Genomic DNA, 26,344 nt, shown 5'->3' with positions numbered 1-26,344 from the left:
CCCATTCGCGGTCCGGCCCGCACAGTAGCCCCCACTGTCGATTCCGGCTATCGGGTGAGGTGAGGCTGTGTTCCTGCGTACATCGGCGTTCGCGCACAGATCGAAGTTCCGGCCACGGGTGAGGGCGTCGGGCCCGGGCATGCTGGCCGCGATGGCCGTCGTCATCCTGTTCAGCGGCATCGTGCAGGGCTACCTGACGCCGCTGCTGCCCGCACTGGGGGCGCGCCTGGGCATCGGCGGCGTGGGCCAGAACAACATCTATCTGCTGGCGCAGCTGGCCTTCGCGGTGCTGACCCCGCTGCTGGCCCGCCTCGGCGATCTCTACGGCCACCGCAGACTGCTCCGGGTGGCGCTGGGGACGGTGGCGGCCGGCACGCTCCTGATGGCGGTCTGGCCGTCGGCTTTGACCCTGGCCGTCGGGGTGGTGCTGCAGGGCGCGCTGGTGGGCTTCTTCCCGCTGCTGGTGGGGATCCTCCGTGCCCGCGACCCGGAGCGCAACCGAACCGGCATCTCGCTGCTGGTGGGCGTGTTGCTGCTGTCGATCGGGGCCGGTGGCCTGGTGGCGGGCATGCTGAGCGAACAGCATCCGGCAGCCGGGTTGTGGACCGCCGTCCCCGTCGCCTGCCTCGCCCTGGTCGCGGGTCTGCTCCTGCCGGACAGCGACGCCCCGCGCGGCGGCCCGTTCCACTTCAAGGCCGCGGCACTGCTGACCACCGGGCTCGTCGCCCTCGTCCTGGTACTGGCACAGGGCAGCACCTGGGGGTGGCTGTCGCCGGCGACCCTGTCCCTCACGGCGGTGGCCGCCGGCGTGCTCACCGCCTGGATCACCGTCGAGCGCAGATCGGCGTATCCGCTGGTGAGCGTGCGGATGCTGAGCAACGGCCGCCTGGCCGTGGTCAGCTGTCACACCTTCTGCGCATCCTTCGCCACGATAGGTTTTCTCGGCGCCAACGCGCTTTTCCTCGGAGCCGATCCGTCAAGGACGGGGTACGGCATGGGGATGGGGCCGCGGGCGATCGCCACGGTTTCGCTGGCCATGGTCGTCGCCGGGTGCGCCGGTTCCGCGGTGACGCCGCGCCTGGCCCGGCGGGTGGGCGACCGCGCCGTGCTCGCCTCCGGAGGGGTGCTGGTCGCGCTGGGTTTCCTGGCGATGCTGGTGGGCCACGGCACCCGCGGCGAGTACGTGACCGCCGCCCTGGTCGTCGGACTGGCGACCGGAATCGTGCAGTCCCTCACGCGCACGCTTTCGGCGGAGGTCGTCGAGGAACACCAGACCGCGCTCGCCGTCGGCCTCAACGAACTCGCGCTGTCGCTCGGTGCGGCCATCGGCGCGGCCGTGATCGGCGCCTGCTTCGCGGCGCACACGACCCACGGCACCACCCGAATCGAGCTGACCGGCTATCTGTGGAGCTGGGGCATCTGCGCCGGGGTGGGGGCGGCCGGCGCGCTGCTGGCCCTGCGCTACCGCGCATCCGACGCAACGGGCGCCGGGCACCGGCCGCCCACCGCGCACCCGGCCCAGGAAGGACGCCTCGCATGACGCACACGGATCACGGCGGCCGGCCGATTCCCCAGGAGGTGGTGGCCTCGGCGGTGCGCGGGTGGAGCGATCGCCTGCGGGAGCTGAGCCACAGCCTGCACGACGAACCCGAGACCGCCCTCGAGGAACACCGCTCGGCCGCGAAAATAGCAAAGCTGCTGGAAGAGGCCGGGTTCGCGGTCACCCGCGAGGCCGGCGGGCTGCCCACCGCACTGACCGCCACCCGCGGATCCGGCGAGCTGGTGCTCGGCCTCTGCGCCGAGTACGACGCGCTCGCCGGCATCGGGCACGCCTGCGGACACAACGTCAACGGGGCGGCGGCGGTCGGCGCCGCCCTCGGGCTGGCGGCCGTGGCCGACACACTCGGCCTGACCGTCAAGGTGATCGGTACCCCCGCAGAGGAGGACTTCGGCGGGAAGGTGCCGCTGCTGGAGGCCGGGGTGTTCGACGATGTGGCGGCGGCGATGATGGTCCATGCGGCCCCCGACGACAGCGCGGGCGCCTCCTCACTGGCCGTCGGCGCCTGGGACATCGACTACCGGGGCACACCCGCCCACGCCGCGGTCGCCCCCTGGGAGGGCGTCAACGCGCTGGACGCGATGACCCTCGCGCACACGGCGATCGGTCTGCTGCGGCAGCAGTTGCCCCCGGGCGTGGTGGTGCACGGCATCGTCACCGAAGGCGGGCAGACGGCAAACGTGATCCCGGCCCACACCCGCGCACGGTACGAAGTCCGCGCTCCCACACTGGAGTTGCTGGCCGACGTACGCCGCAGGGTCCGGGACTGCTTCGCGGCGGGCGCACTGGCGACCGGAGCCGAGCTCGAACTGCGCCGCCACGGCCACGACTTCGCCGAACTGCACCAGGACCCGTACATGACGGACGCCTACGTCCGGGCGGCTCGCGCACTCGGGCGCACGGTACGGCGACGCGACGGCGAGACGCTGGCCTCGACCGATATGGGAAACGTGTCGCGGCTGTTGCCCACGATCCATCCGACGATCGGCTACGACACCGGCGGCGCCAATCCGCACACCCCGCAGTTCACCGCCTACGGCAAGAGCCCCGGCGCCGACCGGGCGGTGCTCGACGGCGCCCTCGCCCTCGCCCTGGTCGGCGTCGAACTGGCCACCCATGCACCCGAGCGGGAAAGACTGCTGAAGGCAGTCGCCGCGCGCGGGACGGCGCGGCCGGCAGAACACCAGGCCGCCGCGTCCCACCCGCCGACGGGCCACCGGCCGGCCACCGGCTGAGGGCCCACCCCGCGCACCGCCCTCGCACTGCCGCTCCCGGCCCTGACGGGAGCGGCAGTGCGACCTGTCCCGTTCCGGTACGGAGCCGGGCCAAGTGACCACAACTTTCGCCACCGCAGTGCCCACTGAACCGGGCCTCCGGGCTTCCGGGCTTCCCAGGGGGGACTCACGACGGCGGCGACCGGGCCGCGGAATCGAGGAGACCTCATATGACCAGCGAGAACACCGACTTCGCCGCGGTGCTCACCCGGGCCGCGGAGGCCGAGACGGCCTGCGAGCCCAGCAGTGTTCGTCTGTGGCTGCGCCCCACGGTGGGTATCCGTGCCCAGGCGTGACGTTCCCGGGGTGGGTCCTCGTACGAGGCGTCCCATGCGCGCCCGGCCGCGGGAGGGGATACGGCGCAAGAGCCCACTGAGCGCCATGCCGGGGCCAGACGGACGCGAGAGGCAGCTCGCAACGGTCTGCCGGGTCACCAGGTATGCGTCACCTCTGCCGCGGTCGCCGCGACAAGCGCCAGCAGCAGACAGCGGACGGCCCGTCCACACCACAGGTATTTGCACCACACCACCCGTGCCATGGCCCACGCCTGCATGGCCACGTCCCCGAACAGCGCCTCGCGGCTGCAGGTCAGCGCCGCGAGGTCTGCCACGTAGGCGCTACCGCTGGGGTAGCCCTCTGCGATCCGCCCGAAATGGACGAGGCTGGAAGGTGCGCCGCCGCCGCGCGTCCGGGGTACGAGGGCGAGGCCCGCGCAGACCCCGGCGCAGAGCAACAGCACCCCGCTCACTGCGAGACAGGCCACGAGAAAGACCCCGGGACGGTGCCAGGACTGCGCGGCACGGTACAGCGTCGCGCTGATCAACCCGGTAGCCGCCAGGGTGACTCCCGCCTTGGCGTCGGCGTGCTTCGCCGCGTCGTCGACCAGTCCGAGGACCTGCCATGCCTGGCCGACATCCGGCTCCCTTCGCAGCCCCCTGGCCGCGGTGTTCTCCTCCGTACCACCCAGCCCTCGGTCCATGCCTCGCTACCTCACTCCGGAGCGCTTGAATAGGGGCATCAGCCATCCGGCCCGATTCCCAGTGTGGTCCCACCACCCGGCGCAACGGGGGATACGCGCCGATCGTCAGCGAGTTCGCCGCAGGGTTGGGCAACGAAGCCGGTGCCGTCATCCAGGTCACCAACGGCATCGAGTCACAGTTCGCCGTTCGCCGCCGACGCCGCAGCCCTCCGTGGCGATCGTCGGATGGGGATGGGACACCTTCGCCTTCAGCCACGCCCGGCCCGCGCCGGAACTCGCGGCCCACGGCCAATGCGTGCACATGGCTCGGAGGCCCCCGGAGCCCCGGGGGCCCAGCGCCCCGGAGCGCACTGGCCATCCCGCCCCGACAGAGAGCCAGGCTGCTCTCTCGAACCGGTCAACCATCGGGCGCCCGCCACTATGCCGGCGTGCAACAAACGGCTGCATCCTTCTGCACCGCCATGGCGCAAGCCCCCGTGCACCTACTGCATCGCAACTCCCCGGAAAGTGCGGGCGGGTGGAGGCTGACCGCTACTCCAGCACCGCACGGAAGGTGCGCTCGCCGATGCCGCACATCAGCGGGTTGCCCTGCGTACGCGCTCTCGTACGCCGTCGGTGCGATGTCCGCACTGTGGGAGGATTCCAACCCGCGTGCACGGTCGGTACGAACGACGCACATCGCGATGATCGACCTCATGAGCCGCACGCTCACCCGCGTATCCACCCCGAACCGGCGCGACGTCCGAGCCGCGAGCCAAACAACCTCGCCAGGACAGGGCGCCCTTTGCGGGATCAGGTCGGGTTATGCGGCGAGTTCCTGCTCCAGGCCGTCGAGCAGGGCCTGGAGGCCGAACTCGAAGGTCTTGTCGGGGGCGGCGGCGTATTCGGCCGCCGCCTGGGTTTCCAGTCGGGCGCGCAGGCGCGGGTAACGCATGGCGATCTCCCGCGCCTTGGTCATGGCCTCTTGGAACTGAGCTTCGGCGGTGGTGCGGTCCGTGTTGTGTTTCCGGGTGAGTGAGGCGGTCGCGGCGATGCCGGCCGCGTTGCCGAGGACGTAGGTGAAGACGGTGGCTGCGGCCTGGTCGGCCTGGGGGCCGGTGAAGCCGGCGGCCTCGTAGACAGCCAGGCTGTGGTCGTCGTGGCGGGCCTTGCCATCGCCGTAGACGACGTGTGCGGCGAAGACCTGCACCAGCCAGGGGTGCCGGACGAACATCCCGTACAGGTCCGTGGCCATGGTGGAGGCCGCGGTGCGCCAGTCGACCGCGGCCAGATCGGGCAGCTTGAGCTCGCCCCACACCTGGTCGGTGGCGAGGAGAACGAGATTGTCCTTGTTCTTCACGTGCCAATAGACGGCCGTGGCGGCGGAGTCGAGCCGTTTCCCGAGGGCGCGCATGTTCAGGCCTTCGAGGCCGTCGGTGTCCATGAGTTCGACGGCGGTGTGGACGATCTGGTCACGGGTGAGTGTGTCGCGCGGCATGACCTCACGGTACGCAGCCGCTTGCACAAAGTTCAAGCGGGCACTTGCACGGTGTTCAAGTCGCGGTCTATCGTCCTTCTCGACAGCCAGTTGAACTTAGTGCAAGTCGAAGGAGAGTCCCATGAATGCCCTCGCCGCCGTCATGCAGTTGCTCGTCGCCGCCGCCTTCGTCAGCATCCCGGTGGTCCGCCACCGCTTCGGTCCCGCCGCGAAGGCCGCCGCCGTGGCCGAACTCCGCCGCCAGAACGTCCGCCCGGAGGTGCTCGAGGAGAACAAGCTCCGGTTCGACGCCGGTGGCCATGAGACCGCGGCTCCGGCAGCCGTTGCCACGGTGATGACCGCCACCGCCGCCCTGAACTTCGCCGGCGCCGACCTGGCCCAGCTGCTGACCTGGATCTTCTCCTCATTGGTCCTGCTGATGAACGCGGCGATCGTCTACAGCAACCTCACCGCGGTGAAGTCCGTGGAGACGGCCTTCCGCCGCAAGGGCGACCCGGAGCTGGCCCGCGTCGAGGTCGCTCCCTTCCTCCAGGCCGCCGAGGCCGCCTTCCCCCGCTGGGTGCGCGCCCAGACCTATCTGCGCAATACCGTGGTCTTCGGTGGCTCCGCCGTCGCCCTGGTCGCCGTCTCCCTCGTGTGAGCAACGCGCTGTTGATCCCGCGGCAGCGAACTGGCGGGCGTATGGAACAGGTCCTTCGTGGTGACAGCATCGCCGCGAAGGACCTGTTCCGTGTCGGTCACCGGGGCCGCTGACCGACCGCCACACCACCGCGCCCCGTCCCCGGTGTGCCGAGCACAGCGAGCGCGGCGACGACGCCGAGCGCAGCGATTCCGATCACAACTGCCTTGCTCCGTTGGTGATCGATGAGGAGCTTGGGCCGGCTGGGCGGGCTTCCTGATGCCTTGGTCACTGGTGGAGCAGGTCGGTCACTGGTGGCGCAGGACTCGCTCGCGGAGGAGATGCGAGGTTCGCTGCCGTTCTGGGCGAGCCCGATTCGGTGTCTGTTGCGTGAACCGGGGCCGGGGCGCCGAGCGATAGAGGGGGCGTGAGACTGTTCCGCCCCGTGGGGGCAGACCGAGAGCGGGATGACGACGTGGCGTTGCTGCGTGCCGTGGCCCGTGGGGACCAGGCGGCGCTGGCGACGCTCTACGACCGGCATGCCGGGTGGCTGCACGCGCGGTTGACGCGGCGGTGCGGGGATCCGGAGACCGTGCGTGAGGTCCTTCAGGACACCTTCGTCGCCGTGTGGAGGTCTGCCGGTACGCACCGGGAAGGTGAGATCGGTGGCTGGCTGTGGGTGATTGCGGCGCGGCGGCTGGTGGATGCGCAGCGCGCACACGCACGGGCCGAGCGCGTCGCGTACGAGCCGCCGGCGTCCGTCCCGTCCGCGGAGGACCGGGTGCTGGCCGCGCTGGAGTACGGGGACGTGGGCACCGCCCTCGACCGGATCTCGCCGGAACTGCGCGAGGTGCTGCGCGCCACCGTCGTCGACGGGCTGACCACCCACGAAGCCGCTGTACTGCTCGGCGTACCCGACGGCACGATCAAGAGCCGGGCCATGCGGGCCCGTCGCGAACTGCGCCGCGCCCTGGCCTCCTTGGCGGACGGCGTCGCGCCGATGGGAGACCTCACATGACGTGGGATCGCAGGACGTGGGATCGCAGGACGTGGGATCGCAGGACGTGGGGTCGCAGGACGTGGGAGGAACGGGAAGGCCGCAGAGGCACCGGGCCGGACCGGGTCACGGTGGCCTGGCACGTGGACGCGGCGATGAGCGCACGCTATGCGGACGGATCCCTCTCCGAGCCCGAGGCGTGGTCCTTGGAGAAGCATGTGGAGGCGTGCACCCGGTGCGCGGCCACGGTGTCGCACGCGGTCCGGCAGACGGTGGACGCCGGGGCGGCCCTGGCACAGGTGCGGGCATCGGTGCTGCAGGTCGTCGCGGAAACGGAAGCCGGCGCGGCACGTTCCTCACGGCGGCCGGTCGCCCGGAAGACCCGGGGCTCCTCCGTCACCAGGGGCCCCTCCTTCACCCCCGGCCGTCGCCTCGGCCGCGCCCTCTGGGCCGCCGGGCCGGCACTGCGGGGTTCGTGGTTGCTCTCCTTGCTGCTGGTGTGCGCCGTGGCCACCGTGCTGGCGTACGGAGCCGGATTCGACGGCGCGCGGCCCCTGCTGCTCACGTTTGCGCCGGTGCTGCCGCTGGCCGGCGTGGCGCTGTCCTATGGGCCGCATGCCGATCCGATGTACGAGATCAGCGCCGCGACGCCGTCCGGCGGGCTGCGGCTGCTGCTGACCCGGACCGCCGGCGTCCTCGGGGTGAGCCTGCCGCTGCTCACGACCGTCGGTGCTCTCCTGCCGGCGCCCGCGGGTGTGCCCGGCGCGGGGGCCTGGCTGGTGCCGGGCCTGACGCTGACGCTGGGCGCGCTCGCGCTCGGCTCGTACATCGGGTGCCGGCCGGCGACCGCAATCGTCGCCGCGTGCTGGACGTCTGTGGTGCTGCTGCCGGTGCTCGCGGCGCGCGGAGGCCATGGAGGCGGGTTCCTGCCGGTGACCGCGCTCGCCGAGCAGCTGGCCCGATACCTCTCCGGTGCCCCCGCGCAGGGCGGTTGGGCGGTGGCCGGCGCGCTCTGCGCGGGGCTGCTCACCCTCCGCCGCCATGTCTTCGACTTCAGTCCGGGCTCCGGCCGGGGCGTGCGCAACAACCGTCTGGAGTACCCATGACCTTCGCCGACACGACAAGCAACCCGGGAATCACAAACCTCACCAGTACCGTAAGCATCACCGGGCTGACCGTCCGGCACCGCAGAACCCTCGCCCTCGACGGCATCGACCTCGCCTTCGGTCCCGGCGTGCACGGCCTGCTCGGTCCGAACGGTGCCGGCAAGACCTCCCTGATCCGGGTGCTGGCCACGGTCGCCCGGCCCGACCGCGGACGTGTCGAGATCCTGGGCCACGATCTGTCCGGGCACCGGGAGCTGGCGGCGGCCCGGCGCCGGCTCGGCTATCTGCCGCAGGACTTCGGGTACTACCCGGGATTCACCGTGCGGGACTTCGTGGCGTACGTGGCCTGGCTGAAGGAGATGCCGGGCGAGGCGGCCGGGGCGGCGGTGGAACGGGCGGTCGAGCGCGTCGGCCTCGCGGACCGTATCGACGCCAAGCTGAAGACGCTCTCCGGCGGAATGGTGCGACGGGTCGGCATCGCGCAGGCCATCGTCAACGACCCCGCCGTGCTGCTGCTCGACGAGCCGACCGCCGGGCTCGACCCCGAGCAGCGTGTCGAATTCCGTTCTCTGTTGCGGGAGCTGGCGTCGGAGAGCACGGTGATCGTCTCCACTCATCTGGTGGAGGACGTGGCCGTGGCGTGCACCGAAGTGACCGTGATCGAATCGGGCCGGGTGGCCTATCGCGGTACGCCCTCCTCCCTCTCCGACCTCGGCGAGGGCGCGGACGGCGCGGGAATCGGCGGCAATTCCGTCGAGCGCGGCTACACGGTCGCACTCCGCGCCCATCGCTCCGGCGAGGCGTCCACTCCGGAGGCCCGCCGATGACCGCCCCGACCCTGTCCCGGCCGCCCGCCCCGCGCCTCGCGCGACCGGGCCGGCGCGCGCACCACCCGCTGTACGCGGAGCTGCGCAGCGGTCCCGCCCGCTGGGCGGCGCTCGCGACGTTCCTCACCCTCCTCGTGCCTCTCGCCGCCAAGGCGGCGCACTGGCAAGGGAGTTGGGGGCAGACCCAGGCGCAGGTGCACATCGTGGCCACGCTGCTCGGCGGTCCCCTGGCCGCGGCAGCGGGTTGCTGGCAAGGCGGCCGCGAACGCCGCGCGCACATGGCCGAGCTAAGGGCCTCCGGCGCCCGAGGCCCGCTCGCGCAGTTCTTGGTAGTGGCCTGGCCGGTGGCGCTCGGTGTCCTCGTCGGCTACGCGGTTGCCGCCGTCGGGGCGCTGCTGGCCAGTTGGCCGTACGTCTCCGCGGGGCGGCCGCTGGCCCTGCCGCCGGTGGCGGACGCGGTGTTCCTGCTCGCGATGACGGCCGTGGGCACGGTCGTCGGACGACTGGTGCGGTGGCGGCTCGCCGCCCCTGCCCTCGCCGTCTGTGCGTACGTGGTGCTCGGCTACCCCGCGTACCAGACGTGGGCGGCCCGCTTCCTCAGCCCGGCCGCGGTCCCCGGAGGCAGCTCGTCACCGCTGCCCGCCTGGTGGCAGCCGCCGGCCATGGCCGCCTGGACGAGTGGCCTCGCCGCCGCCGCGGTGCTCGCCTACGCCGTCCGCCGCCACCGCTGTGCCGCCCTGCTGCCCCTGACGGTCGCGGTCGTCGCCGCCGTACCCCTCGTGCAGACCGGCGAGGGCATGTGGCGCCCGAACCCGCTCGGCGCGACGCAGGTGTGCGACGACTCGTCGCCGCGGGTCTGCGTCAACGCGCTGAACAGGGGTCTGCTGCCGGACGTCTCGCGCGCCCTGTCGGGGATCACGGGGCGGCTCGCGGGGGTGGCGAACCTTCCCGTCCGCTTCGAGGATCTGCCGCGTTCCCCGCACGGCGACGAGGCGCAGTTGCCCCAGCTCTATCTGGGGCAGAGCGTGGTACGCGGGGAACTCGCCCATCCCGAGCAGTTCGCATGGGAGGCCGCCGCCGGACTGGTGTGGCGCGAGTGCGGCCCGCCCCGCGTCGCGCGCACCGACCGGGCCGTACAGGATTGGCTGGTCTCCAACGGTCTCAGCGAGCGCCTGCGCAGGATCGAGGCGGCGGACGCCCGCACGTCGGGCAGCAAGGCGGCGATCGCCGAGGCCGCCGCCGGCGCGCGGGCCCTGGCCCATCTCAGATCCATGCCCGATGGCCAACGGCGCGCCTGGCTCGGCCGCTACTTCGCGACCGCCGGAAAGTGCGACCCGAGAGGGGTGCCGACCCTGTGATGGCCGACCACATCCCGTACCGCCGCGCGTACCGGCCGGCCTACGGATACGCCCTCTACGCCCGCTCGCACGCCCTGCCCGTCACCGTCGCCACGCTCCTCGGCACCGCGGTCCTGGCCGCCGTCTGCGCACATCAGCTGACCGCCTACATCGATCCGATGCAGCGGGTGCCGGTCGTGGCACTCGCACCGGTGCTCGCCTCCTCGGCGATCGGCACCAGCCTGCACCAGTACTCCGCGGAGCTCGACGCGACCGCCGTGCGCCCTGCATGGCCTCGACGGCTGGCTCATCTGCTCGTGCTGACCGCACTCGCCGCCTGCACCCTGGCACTGGCCGTCCCCGGCCATGCCCAGGAGTTCGGCGCCGTCGCGATGACCCGCAACCTCCTGGGAGCGGCGGGGGTCACGGCCGTCTCGGCCGCCGTGATCGGCGCCCGGCTGAGCTGGCTTCCGACCATCGTGTACTTCAGCGCGGTCTATCTCGCCGGCGGTGGCGCCGCCGGCCGGGCCGCGACGGTATGGGCCTGGCCCGTCCAGCCCGGCCCACAGCCCGCCGCCTGGGCCTGCGCGGTGGCCGCCCTCACCCTGGGCGCGCTGGTTCACGCGGTGCGGGGGGCGCGGCCGCAGGAGGGACGGGGCTGAGGGCTGGTCCGACCGGGGCTGGGGCGCCGAAGGCCCGAAGGCCGTGGGCCGGTGGGCGGAGATCGCGTGGCACGTCGTACCGGTCGTACCTTTCGTGTCTTGTTCCCGGCGCTGGTCGACTGCGGGAGTGCTTGGACGCGGGGGAGGAGGAAGCGGAGAGCGCGCCGGACGTCCACCACCAGGTCTGGCTCGGCCTCCGCCCCCAGCTCGCGATGACCGCCTTAGCCGAACAGCTCGCCGATCGCCATTGCGGGGAACTCCAGTGGTTCCTGACGCCCCTCCACCGGCCGCCTCGGTGCGCCACCACCACATCCGCATACTCACGTAGAGGCACCGGAAGTCCCACCAACTCCGGTCCGCCCCTCCGGCCCGTACTCGCCAGCCTTTACTCACCGGCCCGTACTCGCGGAACGAGGGCAGGGACGCCAGATCCCGCACCAGCCGGTGCGGCACCGGGCCGGAGACCTGGGGGTCGCGTGTTGGCCGGGCCTCCCTCCCCGAGGAACAAGGCGCTGACCAGCACAGAGGCGCCCAATCCGCAGCCAACGGCCGTACAACCATCGACCGTCCTCCGAAGTCTCCCTCCGCGTGAATCAAGCCACTTACGTCCAGGTCGCCGTCGGCCCCCGCGACCGACGCGCCACCCAGGCGCTCGCCGCCGCCGTCGTGCTGGCCACCACCGGCGGTCTGCTCACCGTCGCGGCTGGTGCCGCCGAGGCGGCCGTGACCTGCGCCGCCCCCGTCTTCACGCGGACGTTCTACGCGAACACGACGTTCAGCGGCACGCCGAAGAAGACGGACTGCGACTCCGCGATCGACCAGAACTGGGGTACCGGCGCCCCGGCGACCGGTCTGCCGACGGACAACTTCGGTGTCCGCTGGACGGTCACCCGCGACTTCGGCTCCGGCGGACCGTTCCGGTTCGCCGCCGAAGCGCGTGACGGCATCCGCGTCTACCTCGACGGCGTCCGCAAGACCGACCTGTGGAAGAACGTCTCCACGACCCAGGCGAAGACCGTCAACATCACCGTCCCGACCGGCAGGCACACCCTCCGGATCGACTACGTGAACTGGACCGGCGCCGCCAACGTCAAGTTCACCTACCAGCCCCGGACGACCTCCGACGTCGACAAGGTCAAGCCGCTCACGCCCACCGGCACGTCCCTCTCGTACTCCGCGTACCACGGCACGTTCGGCTGGGCGGCCAACAAGGAGATGGATCTCGCCGGGTACCGCGTCTACCGGCGGCTCAAGGGCTCCGCGTACCCCTCCAAGCCGCTCGCGACAACGACCTCCACCTCGTACACGGACACCACGCTCCCGAAGACGGGCGCCACGTACTACTACGAGGTGCGCGCCTTCGACAAGGCCGGGAACGAGTCGGCCGGTACCGCGGACCAGCCCATCACCACCGCCGACGAGGCGGCGCCGGCCGCGCCCAAGGGCGTTGAGAAGAACTGGGCGATGGGTTACGTCGAGAACGTCTCCCTGTACTGGGAGGGGAACGCCGAGCCCGACCTCGCCGGCTACCGCGTCTACCGGTCCACCAGCAGGCAGGTCGCCGTCACCCCGGCGAACCTGGTGAGCGGAAGCGAGCCGTTCGGCGGTGCCGGGTACCACGAACCGCTGCCACAGACCGGTGACTGGTACTACTACGTCGTCACCGCCGTGGACACGCACGGCAACGAATCGGCGCCGTCCGCCGCGAGCCAAGAGTTCATGACGCGGGACAGGACGCCTCCGAACGAGACGGCTCTCAACGCGCGGGCTTCCGAAAGCGAGGCAGGGGTCACGCTGACCTGGGACAAGTCGGAGGCGACCACCGACGACTTCGTCGGCTACCGCGTCTACCGGTCGAGCACGCCCCGGCCCGAAGGGACGAAGATGCAGGGCGAGCTCGTCGGCGAGCACGTCCAGGGCACGTCCTTCACCGACAGGGCCCCGAAGCCCGGCGCCACGTACTACTACTGGGTCGTGGCCGCGGACGACGCCGGGTGCCTCGGCACCCTGTCGGCCGACATGGAGGTGCACGTCCATGGGAACACCACCGCGCCGCCCGCGGTGACCGGCGTGAAGGTCACACCCAAGGAGAACGGCGTCTCGCTCAGCTGGGACGCCGGCGACGACCCCGGCCTCGACCACTACACGATCCTGCGCGGCACGCTCGTCGACGGGCAGTGGACGTACAAGCCGCTCCTGGACCCCGCGAACTTCCAGCCGCGGGAGTTCACCGGGACCCGGCACGACGACCGGACGGTCGCGGACGGTGAGCGGGTGCGCTACAGCGTCGTCGCCGTCGACCAGTACGGCAATGCGTTGACGCCGGACGGCGGGGCCACGGTCGCGGAGGCGACCGAGCTGGACCTCCGCCCGGACGCCGACGCGACCCCGGCCGCGACCGGGGCTCCGCTCGGCTTTCTCGGCGCACAGTCCTACGGCGATCACGGCTGGTTCCCCTGGACTCTGTCCCCCGAGGCCGACGAGAGCGGCCGCAAGGCGACCGGCTTCCGTGTCTACCGCTGGAACCCGGAGACACACGTCTTCGACAAGCTCACCGCGACGCCGGTGCCGCGCGGGGAGAGCGGGTACTGGGACATGACGATGCCTCAGGGCACGACGTCCTTCTACCGCGTGACCGTGGTGTTCGACGACGGCACGGAGTCGGGAGCCACCCAGACGGCGGTCGCCACGGACTGACACCGGCCCTTCGGACGGTGGGCGGGGCCGACGCCCCGCCCACTACGGAGGAGTGCATGGACGAACGCCTTGGCCTGCCGCACCGAACCCCTCCGGCGTGCGCAGGACGGGCCCTGTCGGGTGCGGTCTGGTCAGCCGATGCTGTACAGCAGCAGCAAGCCCATCACGCCAAGCACGGCGAGCGCGGTGACGACGCCGAGCGCAGCGATTCCGATCACAACTGCCTTTGCCCCGTTGGTGTTTGCCATGTTGTGATTATGCACCGTGGTTTTGAACGCGTTCAACTGGGGTGGGTTGGCCGGTTGCCGCGGCGTTCTCCTGGTGCTCGTCGTCTTCCACCGGCTGGATATCGAGGGCGGCGGGCAGGAGGTGCTCGGCGCAGGCCTCGGCGGCCACCCCGGTCTCTGGAACCCGGATAGCCTCCGGGTATCCGTGGCTGACACGGACGCAAGCAGGTCCTGGGGCACCTCGGGAGCCGACCGGGGCCCTGTCATCTCTGCAGGGGTGCGGGTGAGCAGGAGCGGGACCGGCCGCCGGCCAAGCAGCTCGGTCGCTATCGCGAGTTGTGCGACGGGCAGTAGCGTGTCGGGGAGAGGCAGCCGAGGCTGCGGCGGCAATGAGTGGGGTCCATGGCCCGGCCGCTGTGCGAGAGCTTGCGGGGGGATGGGGGGAGCGATGACCTGGGCGACGGACAAGTGTCGGTGCAGCCATCCGCGGTATCGCCATGACGGATCCCGGTTTTCAGGCGCCTGCACGGACGACTGCTCGTGCGCTGTGTTCAAGGCTCCGCCGCCACGACCAGGGCATGGCGATCCCGAGCCGACGACGCCTGAGCCGGACCGCACACCACACCCAGCCTGTCCGTTGCAGGACCCGGACTGCCTGGGCTTCCACGATCTCGGAGCATGACGGGCAAGAGCGCGAACCACGTTGGCCCGCTCCCGTTCCCGCTGGTAGGCGGGAGCGAATCTTCTCCGTCAGCCTGGCGACCGCGTACCGGGTCCTGGAACGCTCGGCACGGTCCACCCTGCCGCGCCCGCAGGCTGACCGGTCAGCCGGAAGATGCTCCAAGCAAGGGCTGACGTGGGTCAGGGCAGGCTGCACGGGCCGCTGTACAGGTTCCCGTGTTCATGCCCGGGCACGAGGATGACAGGGGATCGTACCGGTGGGGCATCTTCGCCGGAAGATGACCTTGCGGCGGTCGTTCAGCAGCCGCAGCACACCACAGCCGCCCATCGCGCTCGCCGCCCGTGCGGCAGCCACCCCCCCCACCGCAGGCGGCGCGGTATCGGATGCGCTCGCCACCCCGGATCCCATGGGCACTGCGACGGCAAACCCGATCACTGCGCGTCGGTCAACGGCACGTCATCGATCCGCTGCTCCGCGCCTCCCTCCCGTTTGATCACTTCAGGAGCGCATGAACACGACCATGGCATCGGAGCATCGGAGCATCGGAGCATCGGAGCATCGGAGCATCGGAGCATCGGAGCATCGGAGCGTCGGAGGATCGGAGCGTCGGGCGCACGTCACGGCGACACTTACTCAGACATCGCCGGCAAGATCGACTGGGCATTCCTGTTGGAGCGCGGATACGGCTCCGCGACCGGAGCTGACCACCGCTGCCACCGTAGCGCCGGCCGCGACGGCGGCGAGAACAGACGGCATGGGCGCCTCACCGCCGCCCATGAGCCACGTCGTGACGGCGGCGGCACAGGCAATTCCTGCCGTGGTCACGGCGAACGCCATCACCATTCCGAGCAGGGCAAGGAGTCGCAAGGTCCCGGCAGACGGCCGGAATCGGGTGACGGCGACGGCCGGCGAGGCCGCCACGGCGATCAGGAACGCCGCCGGACCGAGCCATCCCAAGTCCCAGAGCCGGCTGGAGGGTTCGTCGAAAAGGTAGCGAAATGCCAGCGCCCACAGTCCCAACAACGCCACCGGCAGGGTCGCAATGGGAGCCACCAGCGGGCGCCATGCGGCCCAGTTACCGGACCGGAAGCTTTCCGCCAGCAGCAGGACTGAGCCGACCAGCGGGACGAGTGCGCTGGCGTACATGGCGTACAGCGCGACATCGAACAGCAACTGCACCCAGGGCACCGAAACCGGCCCAAGCAGCTCGGTCCGGACGAGGTGCAACAGCTGCAGGGCGTAGAGCGCGGCACACCAACTGACCCAGGTGGTGGCGACGCTCGCCTGCATACGGCGGCGGCGCCGTTCGGCGGACACATCAGGCATCACGGGACGGAGCCAGGCCTGGAGTGCCCCGGTGAGGAGATTCGCGACGACGCTCGGGCCGGAGCCGGTGTCCTCGACCAGCGCCTTGAGTTCATCGCCGTAGCGCTCCCGAAACGAGGGAGGGTAGGCCTTCAGCGCCCATCTGACGGCTACGTTGGTCATGCGCCTGCCACCCCCAGCCGCCTCAGTCCGGTACGTGCGAAGCGGGCCATGGCCCGGAGTCTTTCGTCGAGCACGGTCTGTCCTTCTAGGGTGAGGCGGTAGGGCTGGCGGCGCTCGTCCCCGTCTACCGCGGCGATCAACCCGCTTTCCACCAGGCGCGGGATGGCGGCATACAGCGTGCCGGGGCCCAGCTTGATGGATGTCTGTTCTTCGACGTCCTTGATGATGGCGTAGCCGTGCTTGGGGCCGTCCGCCAGACTGGTCAGGATCAGCAGCGCGGGGTCGGCCCATCCGGCGGGCACCCGTTGACGTGGCATCAGAGGCACCTCCTTCGTTCAGCCAGCTATTACGTTAGACGATATAGCGTCGTACGTAGTAGTCGCCTCAGGATTCCGGCCGTCGGGCCTGCCGTTCGTGCCGCCTCGGTGCATCAGGGTCCGCAGCCTTCGTTCCGGCTGCGGACCCTGATGGTCTTGCTGTTTTGCGCTACGACTGCGCGTTGTTGGCCGACGGCTGCATGGGCGGGGCCGGCGGATACGTGCGGTCTGTCGATGTGGTGCCGGTGGTGCCGGTGTGGCGAGAGTGGGTGGTGCCGGGTGCTCACCGATCGAGCAGACGAAGCGGCGCGGACGGGACCTTCGGCGAGGCGCCGGCCCGGCCCGGCCCGAAACGCCACTTGATCACCGACGAGCGGCAAGCGCAACGACGTCACTCCGTCATGCGTCGCCGAGCCCCGCACGGCGATAGACGTGCACGATCTTCTCCGCTTCCCTCCGCACCCGTTCGTCCGCATCGCTCTCGGCCATCACCTTGACGACCGGGAACAGTTGGGGCCATTCCATGTACGCGGTGGTTCGGGCGGCCGCGGCCCGAACCAGGGGCTGTTCGTTCGACAACCCGTGTGCCAGCGGCGGTATGAACTCCGGGGAGTGGACAGGAGGGGCGCCCAGGCCGAGACGGAAAAGGGACTGGGCCAGGCGACGAGGATTCACCTCCTCGTACGGGGCTTCGCGGAGCTCCGCCAGGGACCATGTGTCCAACTCGTGTTCCGCTTTCCCGAGCAATTGACCGAGCCGTTCACGGTCGACGCCGTGGAAGAAGCAGCTGAATTCCCCGGAGTCGCGATCGAGCGTGGCCTGGAAGTGGATGTCGTCGTCCACTGGCCAGATCCTGGACTTCCGTCCGGTGCCACTGTCCTCGGTGGGCTGCTCGGGCCAGCCGTGCCGCTCGGCGAAGGCCTCGGCCGCTGCCCAGTCACGCTGTTTGAGCACCAGGCGCCGGGTGCGCGTGGGAGCGTCGGTCGGCATGTGATCCCTCTTGTCTCGTTTCGGTGTTCAGGGCTTCGCCTGCCCTCTTGTTTCCGGTTCGGCCCGCGGCCGCGGGCGACGTCCTGCACATGATCGATGTCCGGGTGGCAAAGCACGGCGGGCTTACGCCGAAGTGATCAAGTTGATCCGCGAACACCTCGGTACAAGCGGTGATGCCTGGACCCTGGCCCTACGCCCAGCCCTACGCCTGCTACCGGAATTCCACGGCATCCTCCTGGAGCTGATCGGCACAGCAGGAGCGGTCGCGGGTGGCACCGGCCGGGCCCGTCCGTGATCAAGGGCTGCGGCGCGCCTGCTGCTTACGGAGTTCACGGCGGCCGCCGCCATCGCTGCCACCGAGAGGGGCGGCTACCTCTTTCAGCCGCGCCTGCCGAGCCGCGCTCGCCCGCTTCCGGATCGCTGTCGACTGGCAGCACATCAACGAAAACCGAAAGCACCTCTCATGCGCCGGTAACTCCGTCGATCTGTTCCCGGATGAGGTCGGCATGACCGTTGTGACGTGCGTATTCCTCGATCATGTGCACCATGATCCAGCGTAGGGAGACGCCCTGATCGCCGACGTGACCCGCCTCCCGTTCGGACAGGCGGCCGGAGTCGTCCAGTGATGCCTCAGCGATCAGCTCACGGCCTCGGGCGACTTCCGCTTGCCATGCAGCCATCGCCGCGTCGAGTCCTCGTTCCGGCTGCAGGGCAAAGCCGTCGAGGTTGTTCTGCCCGAAGACTGGAGGCACCTTCTGACCTGCTAATACACGCTGGAACCAGTTGCGCTCCACCTCAGCCATGTGCTGAACGAGACCGAGCAGTGTCATCGACGAGGGTGACGCCGCAGCAAGCCGCAATTGATCATCTTTCAGGCCCGAACACTTCAGGGCGAGAGTCGCACGGTGAAAGTCCAGCCATGCTTCCAGCATGGCGCGCTCGTCGGCATGCGCGGGCGGGACAAGCCGTCCATCCGGTGTCGTAGTCATGAGCACACCCTGACAGCGGCAGCCGTCGGCCACGACCGTCTTCGCCGGCGACGAACACGCGTTTCGCCCATCTCCCGAGGCGAGCCAGTGACATCAGAACTCACTGACATTGATTTTGCTAGCCATACGAGGTGACTCTCGGAACTGCCTCCAAATGACTCCCTCACAAAGCGATGCAGCGCCTGACGGACCGACTCCGACCTGTCGTGCTGCTCGGCCAAGGGGCCATCCCGGCAGGCGCGGGGAGCAGCGAATTCCTCGACGGTGGCTCCCCTCCCCGCTCGTGCGGAGATACGTCAAGGAAGTCGAGTTCGGACCCCTTCCCGCCGGTCGGCGGCGAAGCGCTATCGGTCGGCGCCTTCGGCGGGCACCGTCGGCAGCGGGCGGCGTACGGGACTGGGCGAGGCGCTCGTGGTGGCGGCGGTCGCGCCACCACTCCAGCCGGTCCCTGGAGTTCTGCGGCAGGACGGCTTGAGGGGGAGGGCGGCGGCGCCGGGCAGTGATGCGCTCACCAGGCGGTTGCTTCCGGTTTCAGGGGGACGAGAAGGGGTCGGTGAACACCCGACAAAGGCGGTGCGGTGAATGTCGGGTGATCGGGACCGGTGTCGCCACACGATGGGGGCATGGATGACACGACCTTGATATCCCGCTTCCTCCGCGACGGCTTCGTGAAGTTGGAGGGCGCCGTCGCGCCGCGCGTGGCCGCGGACTGCGCGCGGCTGCTGTGGCGAGAGACGGGCTGCGACCCGGACGATCCGGCGACGTGGACGCAGCCCGTGCACTGGGTGGCCGGCATGGCGCAGGGGCCGTTCGCCGCCGCACCCAACTCCCCGTCCCTGCAGCGCGCGTACGACCTGCTGGTCGGCGCGGGGTGCTGGGAGCCGCGCTACTCGCTGGGCACGTTCCCGCTGCGCTTCCCGCACGAGGAAGAGCCGGACGACGCGGGCTGGCACATCGAGGGAAGCTATCTGCCGGAGGGCGAGAGCTGGTACTTCACCAATCTGCGCTCCCGGGGCCGGGCGCTGCTGATGCTGTTCCTGTTCAGCGAGGTCGGTGAGGAGGACGCCCCGACCCGGATCCGGGTCGGCTCGCATCTTGACGTGCCGAAGGTGCTGGAGCAGTACGGGGAGGACGGGGCGAGCGGGCTGACCCTCGCGCCCGATCTGGTGGCCGCGTCCGACCACCGGCCACTCGCCCTCGCCACCGGGTCCCCGGGCGACGTCTTTCTGTGCCATCCGTTCCTGGTGCACGCGGCGCAACCGCACCATGGGGTGCGGCCGCGCTTCATGGCCCAGCCGCCGCTGATGCCGGCCTCGCCCTACGAACTGGAGCGGGCCGACGGCGCGTACTCACCCGTGGAGATCGCGATCCGTCGGGGCCTGGGACAGGACACCCCCGGTCCGGACGGGGAGGACCCCGACTGCAGCGTCGGCTGGACATGCTCCATCCGTTCCTAGAACTGGGCGGAGAACCCGCGCCCAGGCAGCGGCACCTCCGGCAGTCGGCTTTGTAGGGGAGTGAAGATCGGGGCGTGGGCGTCAGGCGGCCTGGTAGGCGCCGCCGCGCTGGCCGACCATGACGGCCATCCGGTTGGTGGCGTTCATCAGGGCGATGAGCATCACCAGGTCGGCCAACTGGTCCTCGTCGAAGTGCTCGGCGGCCTCCGCCCAGGCCTCATCGGTGACGCCGCCGGAGCCATCGGCGATACGGGTGCCCTGGTCGGCCAGCTCCAGCGCGGCGCGCTCGGCCTGGCTGAACACCGTGGCCTCCCGCCAGGCGGCGACCAGGTGGATGCGGGTGGCCTCCTCCCCGGCGGCCGCGGCGTTCTTGCTCCACACGTCGGTGGCGTAGCCGTCACCGTTGATCTGGCTGGCACGCAGCAGCACCAGCCGCTGGGTGGCGGCCGGCAGCGCCGACTCCTTGAGGATGGTCTGGCTCGCCGCGCCGAAGTGCTTCGCGGCGCGGGCCGCGGTCGTGGCCGGGTTGCCGAGCAGGTTCAGCCGTGCGGTCATGGTGTGCTCCTCTATGCGGTGGTGATCGGTGGCGATCGGTGGTTGTGCATGAGACACCGGCGACGTGAGAGGTGTGACACCTGCGCGTCAGGTGTGGACTGCGGTGAAGGCGGCGGCGCCCTCGCGGTCGAGCCAGGTGGCGAAGGTCATCAGGCCCGGGTGTTCCGTGCGTAGCGCGGCGATATCGGCCTGCCGGCCGTGGTGGTTGGCGAAGTCGTACACCCCAGCCGCCCACGCCGGCTCATCGCAAGGTATTCACTCGCCGAAGTGTGCGCGGGAGATGCCCGACAGGGCAGGGTGGGAACAGTCAGCACGGGCCCAGGGTTGTCTCACAACTTTCCTCCCCAACCCGCGCCCGGCCGTAATTCGCTTGACCTGGCTACGAGTCAACGCTGCACTGTGGCCGGGCGCCACGACTCGTGGTGCCGGTATCCCAGGGGAGGCAGCGGCAGCAATGGAGATCCGTCCCACGACCGACCAGGATCTCGACGTCTTCGTCGACACACTCCATGCCGCGTTCGGGCGCTTCCCGGAGACCCCGGCCGAGGGCGGCGGCGGGGCCTGGTGGTCGGCGCTCGAAATGGACCGCGGCCTATTCGCCATGACGACGGACGGGCGGCCCGTCGGGACCGCCGGTGCCTACTCCTTCGACCTCACCCTGCCCGGTGAGACCCTCGTCCCGGCCGCCGGGGTGACCGCCGTCGGCGTCATACCCTCGCACCGGCGCCAGGGCGTGCTCAGCGCGATGATGCGGCATCAGCTCACCGAACTGCGTGTCCGAGGGGAGTTCCTCTCCGTACTGCTGGCCTCCGAGGCCCCGATCTACGGCAGGTTCGGCTATGGACCGGCGACCTCCACGGCGCGGCTGACGGTGCCGCGCCACAAGGCCGCCCTCGCCGTACCCCGAGCGCGCGGAGTGGCCGACGCACCGGCGACCGGCTCGGACACGGGCTCGGTCGAGGTGCTGCGGCGTGCCGAGTGCGGCGAGATTCTGGAAGAGGTCTACGACCGGTATCGCCGCGCCCAGCCCGGCGCGCTGTCCCGGCCCCATCGCTGGTGGGCCTTGCGCGCGGGGCAGCCCCCGATCTCGCCGGCGCCGCGCTACGTCGCCGTTCACCGGGACGCCGACGGTGTCCCGGACGGGTACGCCAGCTACTGGATCGGCGAGCCCGAGACCTTGACGGTCGACGAGACCATAGCCGCGGACGACGCCGTCTTCACGGCCCTGGCCCGGTTCGTACTCGGACACGACCTGGTCACCAAGGTCGTGTTCAAGCACTTCCCGCCCCAGCACCCGCTGCGCTGGCAGTTCGCGGACTTCCGCGCCGGCGAGGTGAGCGACGACACCGACTGGCTCTGGGTGCGGCTGCTGGACGTCCCGCGTGCGCTGACCGCGCGCGGCTGGTTCATGGACGGCGAGCTCGTCCTCGACGTCGACGACCCGTTCCTCGGCGAACACGGCCGCTACCTGCTGACTGTCCGGGACGGCAAGGCCGACTGCGTCCCGACGGACCGGCAGCCCGACCTGTCCCTGGACGTGAGCGACCTGGGCTCGGTCTACCTCGGCGGCACCGCTCCGAGCACGCTCGTGCGTGCCGGACACATCCGGGCCCACCGCCCGGGCGCGGCCACCCTCGCTGACGCCCTCTTCCGCGCCGACCGCCCCCCGCACTGCCTGCACTGGTTCTGACCCCGCGCACGTCGACCCTGCGTATGTACGCCACGAGGCGGACCCGACAGCGGTGAGTGGCCACTCTGCGAGCGTCTGTCGGGTTCCGGCTTGAAGAGCCTTCTGCCGGTGTCCGGGCGTCGGAAGCGACATGGTGAACAGCAGCCCGGGCTCGGGCTCGGGCTCGACGAGGACGCCTCGGCCGACCAGGCGTTTCAGCTTGGCGCGGGCGCCTTCGGTGTGCCGTGGCTCGGCGTCGAGGCCGAGGCCCCGGCAGACGTCCTTGGCGCGGAGCCCTTCTCCCGCTCTCCCGCTGTCTCGACGGCGGCCAGGATTGCGCGGCCATGTCTCCACCCACGACGCGATGGCCGGCCGCAGTTCGCCGATCTCGCCCCGCAGGTGCTCACCGGTCCGATCTACGCTCGCGAGGGCGGCTCGGCGTTCGCCTCGTACCGCGAGGCCCACGCGGCCGGTGCGGACCGTGGGTGCGCAGGCCGGACCAGGCGATGTGCAGCGGCAGCTCGGCCCGGCCTTCGGGGGGCGTAGCTCTGCCGGGAGACCGGGAAGTCGCCAACTTGCCAAGAGCGGCCGGAAACTGGGGTGTCTGGAGCTGATGCTCCTCGTTGGTCAGCGCGTGATCAAGAAGACGATGACCCTTGCCCTCACGGCCGGCGCCGCCGCCCTCACCTTCTCCTCGCCCGCGGTCGCGGATGACGCCTTGGACCCGATTCGGCGGCTCGCGGACTCGTCCACCGTGTCCAAGACCGTGGTGCAGAAGCCCCAGGTGAACGTGGACAACGTGGTAGGGGCTGTCAGCAAGCTCAGGGCGACGCGGGGCTGACGCGGACGACACACAGAAGGGCCCGGCCTGCCGGCCGGGCCCTTCGTCGTTCCCTCATGTTGTTCATCAACGGATCGATTGATGGACACCGTGCCCCGTCCGGCGGGGGAGGGGCTCGTGGATGTTCAACAACCCTGATCTGCAAGGCAGTCCTCGTCGCCAGCCACTACCTCGGGCTTCCTCGTTACCCGACACACGAAGATCACCTACGGCAAGGATTGTGATCCTTACAGCCGGATGCCGCCCTGGATGTGTCAGGAAGTCGCCTGCCTCGCTGGCCAGTCTCCATTTCGGCGAGACCGCTCAAGGATTCGCGGCGACGGGCCGAATGGTTCGCTGGTCCGGGATCGCGCGGCCTACCCCCTGGGTCCTGTAGGGCGCGTGAGAAGGGGGCTTGCGCGGCTAGGGGCAGCGCGGTGCATGGCTGACGGCCCAGCGGCGCGGCCAGGCCGATACAAGCGCCCGCGAAAATCTGCTCCGTAGGGGCAGCACGCAGCCCACACACCAGCCGTGACCGCAAAGCCGCAGGTCAGAAGCCATGAATGTGTGGGGCGAGAACAGGTTCCGCGAACCGAACCGGCACTTCGCGATCACCGTGGGACTCTCTTCGCTCTTGCTCGGGCAAAGGGTGGTTGGTGAGAGTCGCGTCACCGAGGGCCTATTGAGCTTCGTCGTCGGAGCCGGCCGGTGCGGACGGATTCGCCTTACGGTTCGCCGCCGCCGGCCCGAGTGTTACCGAGGTGCGTGATCTCCAGCCGTACTCGTCGGGTTCTGCTTGGCTTACGATGACGCGGTGAAGTTCGTGATGGTGCCGGGTGGTTGGCAAGGCGGATGGGTGTTCGACTCGGTGGCCGCCGAGCTGCACCGAGACGGTCACCACGTCGAGGCGGTGACGCTGTCAGGGTTGGAGTTGGACGGCCCAGTCGATGTGGACCGTCCGCCGAACCTCGACACCCACATTGACCAGGTAGCCGAGATCGTCGTCCGTAGCGACGAAACGCCCCTCGCACTGTGCGGGCACAGCTATGGCGGGATGGTGATCGCTGGTGTCGCGGATCGGCTCGGCGACCGCATCGATCAGCTCGTCTTCATCGATGCCTACGTCCCGGACGACGGGGATTCGTGTTGGTCTTTGACCAGCGACAGCTTCCGGGAGACGTTCATAGCCGGCGCCCGCGCCGACGGTCGATGGGTCGCCGTCCCTGATGGGCTCGACCCTCGCGCGCGACCGCACCCAATGGCGAGCTTCGTCCAGTCGATCAGGCTGGGAGGCAACCCCAGCCGCGCGCTCGGCCGAACCTTCATCAGCGGTGGCGCGTGGGCGGGTAGCCCGTTCGTGACCCTGACCGAACGGTTGCGCAACGACCCAGGCTGGCGGGTTCACGAGATTCCCGTTGGTCACAACATCGCCCGCCGCGACCCGCATGGCCTCGCGGCCGTTCTCGGCGCATTGCCGCCCGACTCCGCCTGACACACAGCCGCTCACACCTCTGTGTCGTCGTCCTCGTCGAGGTGGACGGTCGCCGGGTCGCGCAGGGCCGAGGCCCTCGCGCGGCGGGCGGGCGGCGAAGCTGTAGTGGCCCAGGCCAGCTGAGGTTGGCGTGCTCAAGCGGGACGAGACGTGCCACGTCCTCGTCCAGGGCGTCGTGCTCCCGCTCCTCCGCGGGGAAAGCCCGCAGGTGCGCGACGGAGGCGTCGAGGTAGCGGGCCGTCCAGAGCACGGCGACGGACCGCAGCCCGTCGGCCCTCCGCGGCGACCTCACGCCGACGGGACACCTCCATGATCGAGTGTCCCTCGGCGCATGCCGGCACGATCCGCGACCGCTGGGCCGGTGCCTGAGCGGTCGTACGCCGACGCACCCACCCTTCAAGCACGGCCCGCTGGGTATCAGTTACCGACGACGGCGGAACCTTCGGACCCGGACGACTCATACCCAACCAACGGCACGTCTCGCACGGGTCCTCACGGGCGGACCGTGAGGCCGTCCAGGGTGAGGTCGAGCAGGCGCTCCGCTTGCTGTCGGTGTTCAGCGCCCGCCGAGGTGAGGGCGATGCCTTCCAGGGCGGCGCCGATGTCGGTGGGTTGGATATCGGTACGGATCGCCCCGGCGGCCGTGCAGGCGGCCATGAGTGCGGTGATGGCGGCCTGGATCATTTCCCGGCTGTGGCCATAGGGATTGCTTCCGGTCGCGGCGATGGCGCGCAGGGCGTCGATCATGCCGTGCTTGGCGGTGACGTAGTCCAGGAAGAGGCGCGTCCATGCGCGCAGGGCCTCTGCCGGCGGCTTCTGCGCGAGCAGAGTGGGGGCGGCGTCGCACAGGTGGGCCACCTCGTTGCGGTAGACCGCCTCGATCAGGGCCTCCCGTGTGGGGAAGTTGCGGTACAGGGTCGCACTGCCCACGCCCGCCTCCTTGGCGATGCGTTCCAGGTGCGCGTCCAGCCCCTCCGTCGTGAACACGCGGACAGCGGCCGTGAGGATCTTCTCCCTGTTGTGCCGTGCGTCAGCCCGCAGCGGCCGAAGCGCTCCATCGGTCATCGGTGCTCGCCATCCCCTCTCGGAAGCCTTTCGACTTGTTAACCGGAGGCGCCCCCATTTAATATGGACTAAACGGGGACACCTCCGTTTTCACTGTAGGTCACCGCACCAGGTCACCGCACTGACCTGCGCGCACCCCGTGAAAGGAAGCCGATCATGTCGGGTATCCAGGGCAAGGTCATCGCGATCACAGGTGCCAGCAGCGGCATCGGTGAGGCGACAGCGACCCACCTTGCCGAAAAGGGCGCCCAGCTCGTGCTCGGAGCCCGGCGCGAGGACCGACTGAACGCCGTCGTGGACAGCATCACGGCGGAGGGCGGCACTGCCGTCGGCGTCATCGTCGATGTCACGCGCCGCGAAGACCTCCAGCGCCTGACGGACACGGCTCTCGACCGGTACGGCCGGCTCGACGTCCTCGTCTCCAATGCGGGCACGATGGCCGTCTCGCCGTTCGATGACCTGCGCCAGGACGACTGGGACGCCATGGTCTCCACCCACATCACGGGCCTGCTCAACGGCATCGGGGCGGCCCTGCCCGTCTTCCGCCGGCAGAGCTTCGGCCAGTTCGTCAACGTCGGCTCCACTGCGGCCTACGTCGTCAAAACCCCCCAGGCGGTCTATGCGGCCACCAAGACGGCGGTGAAGGTGCTTACCGAGGGCCTGCGCCAGGAATCGGGACCCGACCTGCGCGTCACCCTCGTCTCGCCCGGCTTCACCAACACCGAAGGAGTCGGCAAGGGAGCCAGCCCCGAAGCCGCGGCCGCGATGACCCAGCAGCGCGACGAGATCGCCATGCCGCCCTCCGCCGTCGCCTCCGCCATCGGCTACGCCATCGAACAGCCTGACGGCATCGACGTCAGCGAGATCGTCGTCCGCCCCACCGTACAAGCCTGATCGCAGCGAGCCGGGCCGCCCGAGACCGCGTCCGCCCTGGCGGTAAACGCGCGTACGAGAACCGCGTCAGCACCCTCGCGCCGATCGGATCGTGATCGATCTCAGCGCCAACGGCTGTGCCGATGTTCCGCGAGGCCGGGGTAGTTGCGATCCAGGGAGACGGGAC

General features: G+C 70.3%; 25 protein-coding genes. 15 read left to right on the top strand and 10 right to left on the bottom strand.

Annotation, left to right across the window (positions count from 1 at the left end):
• Positions 1-151 precede the first annotated feature (151 nt).
• The 3 genes from AC5677_RS00965 to AC5677_RS00955 all read left to right on the top strand — a co-directional run bounded on the left by AC5677_RS00965 (position 152) and on the right by AC5677_RS00955 (position 3,128).
• Positions 152-1,540, top strand: coding sequence for an MFS transporter (locus tag AC5677_RS00965; protein WP_497193060.1), 1,389 nt, complete (start codon positions 152-154; stop codon positions 1,538-1,540).
• Positions 1,537-2,793, top strand: a complete 1,257-nt coding sequence (locus AC5677_RS00960; protein ID WP_497193059.1) for an amidohydrolase — start codon at positions 1,537-1,539, stop codon at positions 2,791-2,793. The genes AC5677_RS00965 and AC5677_RS00960 overlap by 4 nt, the downstream gene beginning before the upstream one ends.
• Positions 2,794-3,002: 209 nt before the next feature.
• Positions 3,003-3,128: a hypothetical protein gene (locus tag AC5677_RS00955; RefSeq protein WP_497193058.1), complete on the top strand. Its 126-nt coding sequence runs from the start codon at positions 3,003-3,005 to the stop codon at positions 3,126-3,128.
• 134 nt (positions 3,129-3,262) lie between these two features.
• Here the strand turns inward: AC5677_RS00955 and AC5677_RS00950 are convergent, their stop codons facing one another.
• On the bottom strand, positions 3,263-3,811 hold the full coding sequence (locus tag AC5677_RS00950) for a Pycsar system effector family protein (protein ID WP_497193057.1): 549 nt from the start codon (positions 3,809-3,811) through the stop codon (positions 3,263-3,265).
• Between the two features lie 802 nt (positions 3,812-4,613).
• Entirely contained in the window at positions 4,614-5,288 is a 675-nt protein-coding gene (locus AC5677_RS00945) for a TetR/AcrR family transcriptional regulator C-terminal domain-containing protein (RefSeq protein WP_497193056.1), read from the bottom strand.
• A gap of 121 nt (positions 5,289-5,409) precedes the next feature.
• Between AC5677_RS00945 and AC5677_RS00940 the strand changes: the two genes are divergently transcribed.
• The 7 genes from AC5677_RS00940 (at position 5,410) to AC5677_RS00910 (ending at position 13,533) form a co-directional block, all read left to right on the top strand.
• Positions 5,410-5,928: a hypothetical protein gene (locus tag AC5677_RS00940; RefSeq protein WP_497193055.1), complete on the top strand. Its 519-nt coding sequence runs from the start codon at positions 5,410-5,412 to the stop codon at positions 5,926-5,928.
• Positions 5,929-6,334: 406 nt separating this feature from the next.
• Positions 6,335-6,925, top strand: a complete 591-nt coding sequence (locus AC5677_RS00935; protein ID WP_497193054.1) for an RNA polymerase sigma factor — start codon at positions 6,335-6,337, stop codon at positions 6,923-6,925.
• 134 nt (positions 6,926-7,059) lie between these two features.
• On the top strand, positions 7,060-8,010 hold the full coding sequence (locus AC5677_RS00930; protein ID WP_497193053.1) for a zf-HC2 domain-containing protein: 951 nt from the start codon (positions 7,060-7,062) through the stop codon (positions 8,008-8,010).
• Positions 8,007-8,837: an ABC transporter ATP-binding protein gene (locus AC5677_RS00925; protein ID WP_497193052.1), complete on the top strand. Its 831-nt coding sequence runs from the start codon at positions 8,007-8,009 to the stop codon at positions 8,835-8,837. Before AC5677_RS00930 ends, AC5677_RS00925 begins: the two co-directional genes overlap by 4 nt.
• Complete coding sequence (locus AC5677_RS00920; protein ID WP_497193051.1) at positions 8,834-10,195, top strand: hypothetical protein; 1,362 nt, start codon at positions 8,834-8,836, stop codon at positions 10,193-10,195. The genes AC5677_RS00925 and AC5677_RS00920 overlap by 4 nt, the downstream gene beginning before the upstream one ends.
• Complete coding sequence (locus tag AC5677_RS00915) at positions 10,195-10,836, top strand: hypothetical protein (protein WP_497193050.1); 642 nt, start codon at positions 10,195-10,197, stop codon at positions 10,834-10,836. Before AC5677_RS00920 ends, AC5677_RS00915 begins: the two co-directional genes overlap by 1 nt.
• 588 nt (positions 10,837-11,424) lie before the next feature.
• Positions 11,425-13,533 carry a PA14 domain-containing protein gene (locus tag AC5677_RS00910; protein WP_497193049.1) on the top strand — a complete coding sequence of 703 codons (2,109 nt, stop codon included), beginning with the start codon at positions 11,425-11,427 and terminating at the stop codon, positions 13,531-13,533.
• Between the two features lie 1,542 nt (positions 13,534-15,075).
• Here AC5677_RS00910 and AC5677_RS00905 read toward each other — a convergent pair.
• From AC5677_RS00905 to AC5677_RS00885, 5 genes are all read right to left on the bottom strand, one after another.
• Positions 15,076-15,930 (bottom strand): hypothetical protein, encoded by an 855-nt coding sequence (locus tag AC5677_RS00905; protein ID WP_497193048.1) that lies wholly within the window; start codon positions 15,928-15,930, stop codon positions 15,076-15,078.
• Entirely contained in the window at positions 15,927-16,247 is a 321-nt protein-coding gene (locus AC5677_RS00900; protein ID WP_497193047.1) for a PadR family transcriptional regulator, read from the bottom strand. Before AC5677_RS00900 ends, AC5677_RS00905 begins: the two co-directional genes overlap by 4 nt.
• A 399-nt stretch (positions 16,248-16,646) precedes the next feature.
• Positions 16,647-17,237 carry a hypothetical protein gene (locus tag AC5677_RS00895; protein WP_497193046.1) on the bottom strand — a complete coding sequence of 197 codons (591 nt, stop codon included), beginning with the start codon at positions 17,235-17,237 and terminating at the stop codon, positions 16,647-16,649.
• A gap of 461 nt (positions 17,238-17,698) precedes the next feature.
• The gene (locus AC5677_RS00890) at positions 17,699-18,226 is read right to left on the bottom strand and encodes a DinB family protein (RefSeq protein WP_497193045.1); all 528 of its coding nucleotides are present in this window, start codon (positions 18,224-18,226) and stop codon (positions 17,699-17,701) included.
• A 344-nt stretch (positions 18,227-18,570) separates the two neighbouring features.
• A complete protein-coding gene (locus AC5677_RS00885; protein ID WP_497193044.1) occupies positions 18,571-18,738 on the bottom strand; it encodes a hypothetical protein in 168 nt (55 codons plus the stop codon).
• Positions 18,739-18,849: 111 nt separating this feature from the next.
• Between AC5677_RS00885 and AC5677_RS00880 the strand changes: the two genes are divergently transcribed.
• Positions 18,850-19,683 (top strand): phytanoyl-CoA dioxygenase family protein, encoded by an 834-nt coding sequence (locus AC5677_RS00880; protein WP_497193043.1) that lies wholly within the window; start codon positions 18,850-18,852, stop codon positions 19,681-19,683.
• Positions 19,684-19,764: 81 nt separating this feature from the next.
• Here the strand turns inward: AC5677_RS00880 and AC5677_RS00875 are convergent, their stop codons facing one another.
• Together AC5677_RS00875 and AC5677_RS00870 are read right to left on the bottom strand one after the other, a co-directional pair.
• Positions 19,765-20,238: a carboxymuconolactone decarboxylase family protein gene (locus AC5677_RS00875; RefSeq protein WP_497193042.1), complete on the bottom strand. Its 474-nt coding sequence runs from the start codon at positions 20,236-20,238 to the stop codon at positions 19,765-19,767.
• A gap of 87 nt (positions 20,239-20,325) precedes the next feature.
• Positions 20,326-20,460 (bottom strand): hypothetical protein, encoded by a 135-nt coding sequence (locus AC5677_RS00870; RefSeq protein WP_497193041.1) that lies wholly within the window; start codon positions 20,458-20,460, stop codon positions 20,326-20,328.
• Between the two features lie 232 nt (positions 20,461-20,692).
• Between AC5677_RS00870 and AC5677_RS00865 the strand changes: the two genes are divergently transcribed.
• The 3 genes from AC5677_RS00865 (at position 20,693) to AC5677_RS00855 (ending at position 24,219) form a co-directional block, all read left to right on the top strand.
• Positions 20,693-21,928 (top strand): GNAT family N-acetyltransferase, encoded by a 1,236-nt coding sequence (locus AC5677_RS00865; RefSeq protein ID WP_497193040.1) that lies wholly within the window; start codon positions 20,693-20,695, stop codon positions 21,926-21,928.
• A gap of 613 nt (positions 21,929-22,541) precedes the next feature.
• Positions 22,542-22,748, top strand: a complete 207-nt coding sequence (locus AC5677_RS00860) for a hypothetical protein (protein WP_497193039.1) — start codon at positions 22,542-22,544, stop codon at positions 22,746-22,748.
• Between the two features lie 793 nt (positions 22,749-23,541).
• Complete coding sequence (locus AC5677_RS00855; protein WP_497193038.1) at positions 23,542-24,219, top strand: alpha/beta fold hydrolase; 678 nt, start codon at positions 23,542-23,544, stop codon at positions 24,217-24,219.
• Between the two features lie 492 nt (positions 24,220-24,711).
• On the opposite strand, the gene AC5677_RS00850 is transcribed toward AC5677_RS00855, so the two are convergent.
• Positions 24,712-25,284: a TetR/AcrR family transcriptional regulator gene (locus tag AC5677_RS00850; protein WP_497193037.1), complete on the bottom strand. Its 573-nt coding sequence runs from the start codon at positions 25,282-25,284 to the stop codon at positions 24,712-24,714.
• A gap of 156 nt (positions 25,285-25,440) precedes the next feature.
• Between AC5677_RS00850 and AC5677_RS00845 the strand changes: the two genes are divergently transcribed.
• Complete coding sequence (locus tag AC5677_RS00845; protein ID WP_497193036.1) at positions 25,441-26,178, top strand: SDR family oxidoreductase; 738 nt, start codon at positions 25,441-25,443, stop codon at positions 26,176-26,178.
• Positions 26,179-26,344: the final 166 nt, after the last annotated feature.

This window comes from Streptomyces sp. JLSY215, from assembly GCF_059682825.1.
Note: the sequence above shows the minus strand (reverse complement) of the source record. Positions and strands in the feature narration are given on the sequence as shown.

What these genes read in the sequence shown, in the direction of transcription:
- AC5677_RS00845 (WP_497193036.1), top strand. Translation starts at nt 25,441, where the DNA reads ATGTCGGGTATCCAGGGCAAGGTCATCGCGATCACAGGTGCCAGCAGC.
- AC5677_RS00875 (WP_497193042.1), bottom strand. Translation starts at nt 20,238, where the DNA reads ATGACCGCACGGCTGAACCTGCTCGGCAACCCGGCCACGACCGCGGCC.
- AC5677_RS00955 (WP_497193058.1), top strand. Translation starts at nt 3,003, where the DNA reads ATGACCAGCGAGAACACCGACTTCGCCGCGGTGCTCACCCGGGCCGCG.
- AC5677_RS00900 (WP_497193047.1), bottom strand. Translation starts at nt 16,247, where the DNA reads ATGCCACGTCAACGGGTGCCCGCCGGATGGGCCGACCCCGCGCTGCTG.
- AC5677_RS00920 (WP_497193051.1), top strand. Translation starts at nt 8,834, where the DNA reads ATGACCGCCCCGACCCTGTCCCGGCCGCCCGCCCCGCGCCTCGCGCGA.
- AC5677_RS00890 (WP_497193045.1), bottom strand. Translation starts at nt 18,226, where the DNA reads ATGACTACGACACCGGATGGACGGCTTGTCCCGCCCGCGCATGCCGAC.
- AC5677_RS00905 (WP_497193048.1), bottom strand. Translation starts at nt 15,930, where the DNA reads ATGACCAACGTAGCCGTCAGATGGGCGCTGAAGGCCTACCCTCCCTCG.
- AC5677_RS00940 (WP_497193055.1), top strand. Translation starts at nt 5,410, where the DNA reads ATGAATGCCCTCGCCGCCGTCATGCAGTTGCTCGTCGCCGCCGCCTTC.
- AC5677_RS00865 (WP_497193040.1), top strand. Translation starts at nt 20,693, where the DNA reads ATGGAGATCCGTCCCACGACCGACCAGGATCTCGACGTCTTCGTCGAC.
- AC5677_RS00930 (WP_497193053.1), top strand. Translation starts at nt 7,060, where the DNA reads ATGAGCGCACGCTATGCGGACGGATCCCTCTCCGAGCCCGAGGCGTGG.
- AC5677_RS00925 (WP_497193052.1), top strand. Translation starts at nt 8,007, where the DNA reads ATGACCTTCGCCGACACGACAAGCAACCCGGGAATCACAAACCTCACC.
- AC5677_RS00880 (WP_497193043.1), top strand. Translation starts at nt 18,850, where the DNA reads ATGGATGACACGACCTTGATATCCCGCTTCCTCCGCGACGGCTTCGTG.
- AC5677_RS00945 (WP_497193056.1), bottom strand. Translation starts at nt 5,288, where the DNA reads ATGCCGCGCGACACACTCACCCGTGACCAGATCGTCCACACCGCCGTC.
- AC5677_RS00850 (WP_497193037.1), bottom strand. Translation starts at nt 25,284, where the DNA reads ATGACCGATGGAGCGCTTCGGCCGCTGCGGGCTGACGCACGGCACAAC.
- AC5677_RS00950 (WP_497193057.1), bottom strand. Translation starts at nt 3,811, where the DNA reads ATGGACCGAGGGCTGGGTGGTACGGAGGAGAACACCGCGGCCAGGGGG.
- AC5677_RS00915 (WP_497193050.1), top strand. Translation starts at nt 10,195, where the DNA reads ATGGCCGACCACATCCCGTACCGCCGCGCGTACCGGCCGGCCTACGGA.
- AC5677_RS00895 (WP_497193046.1), bottom strand. Translation starts at nt 17,237, where the DNA reads ATGCCGACCGACGCTCCCACGCGCACCCGGCGCCTGGTGCTCAAACAG.
- AC5677_RS00960 (WP_497193059.1), top strand. Translation starts at nt 1,537, where the DNA reads ATGACGCACACGGATCACGGCGGCCGGCCGATTCCCCAGGAGGTGGTG.
- AC5677_RS00965 (WP_497193060.1), top strand. Translation starts at nt 152, where the DNA reads ATGGCCGTCGTCATCCTGTTCAGCGGCATCGTGCAGGGCTACCTGACG.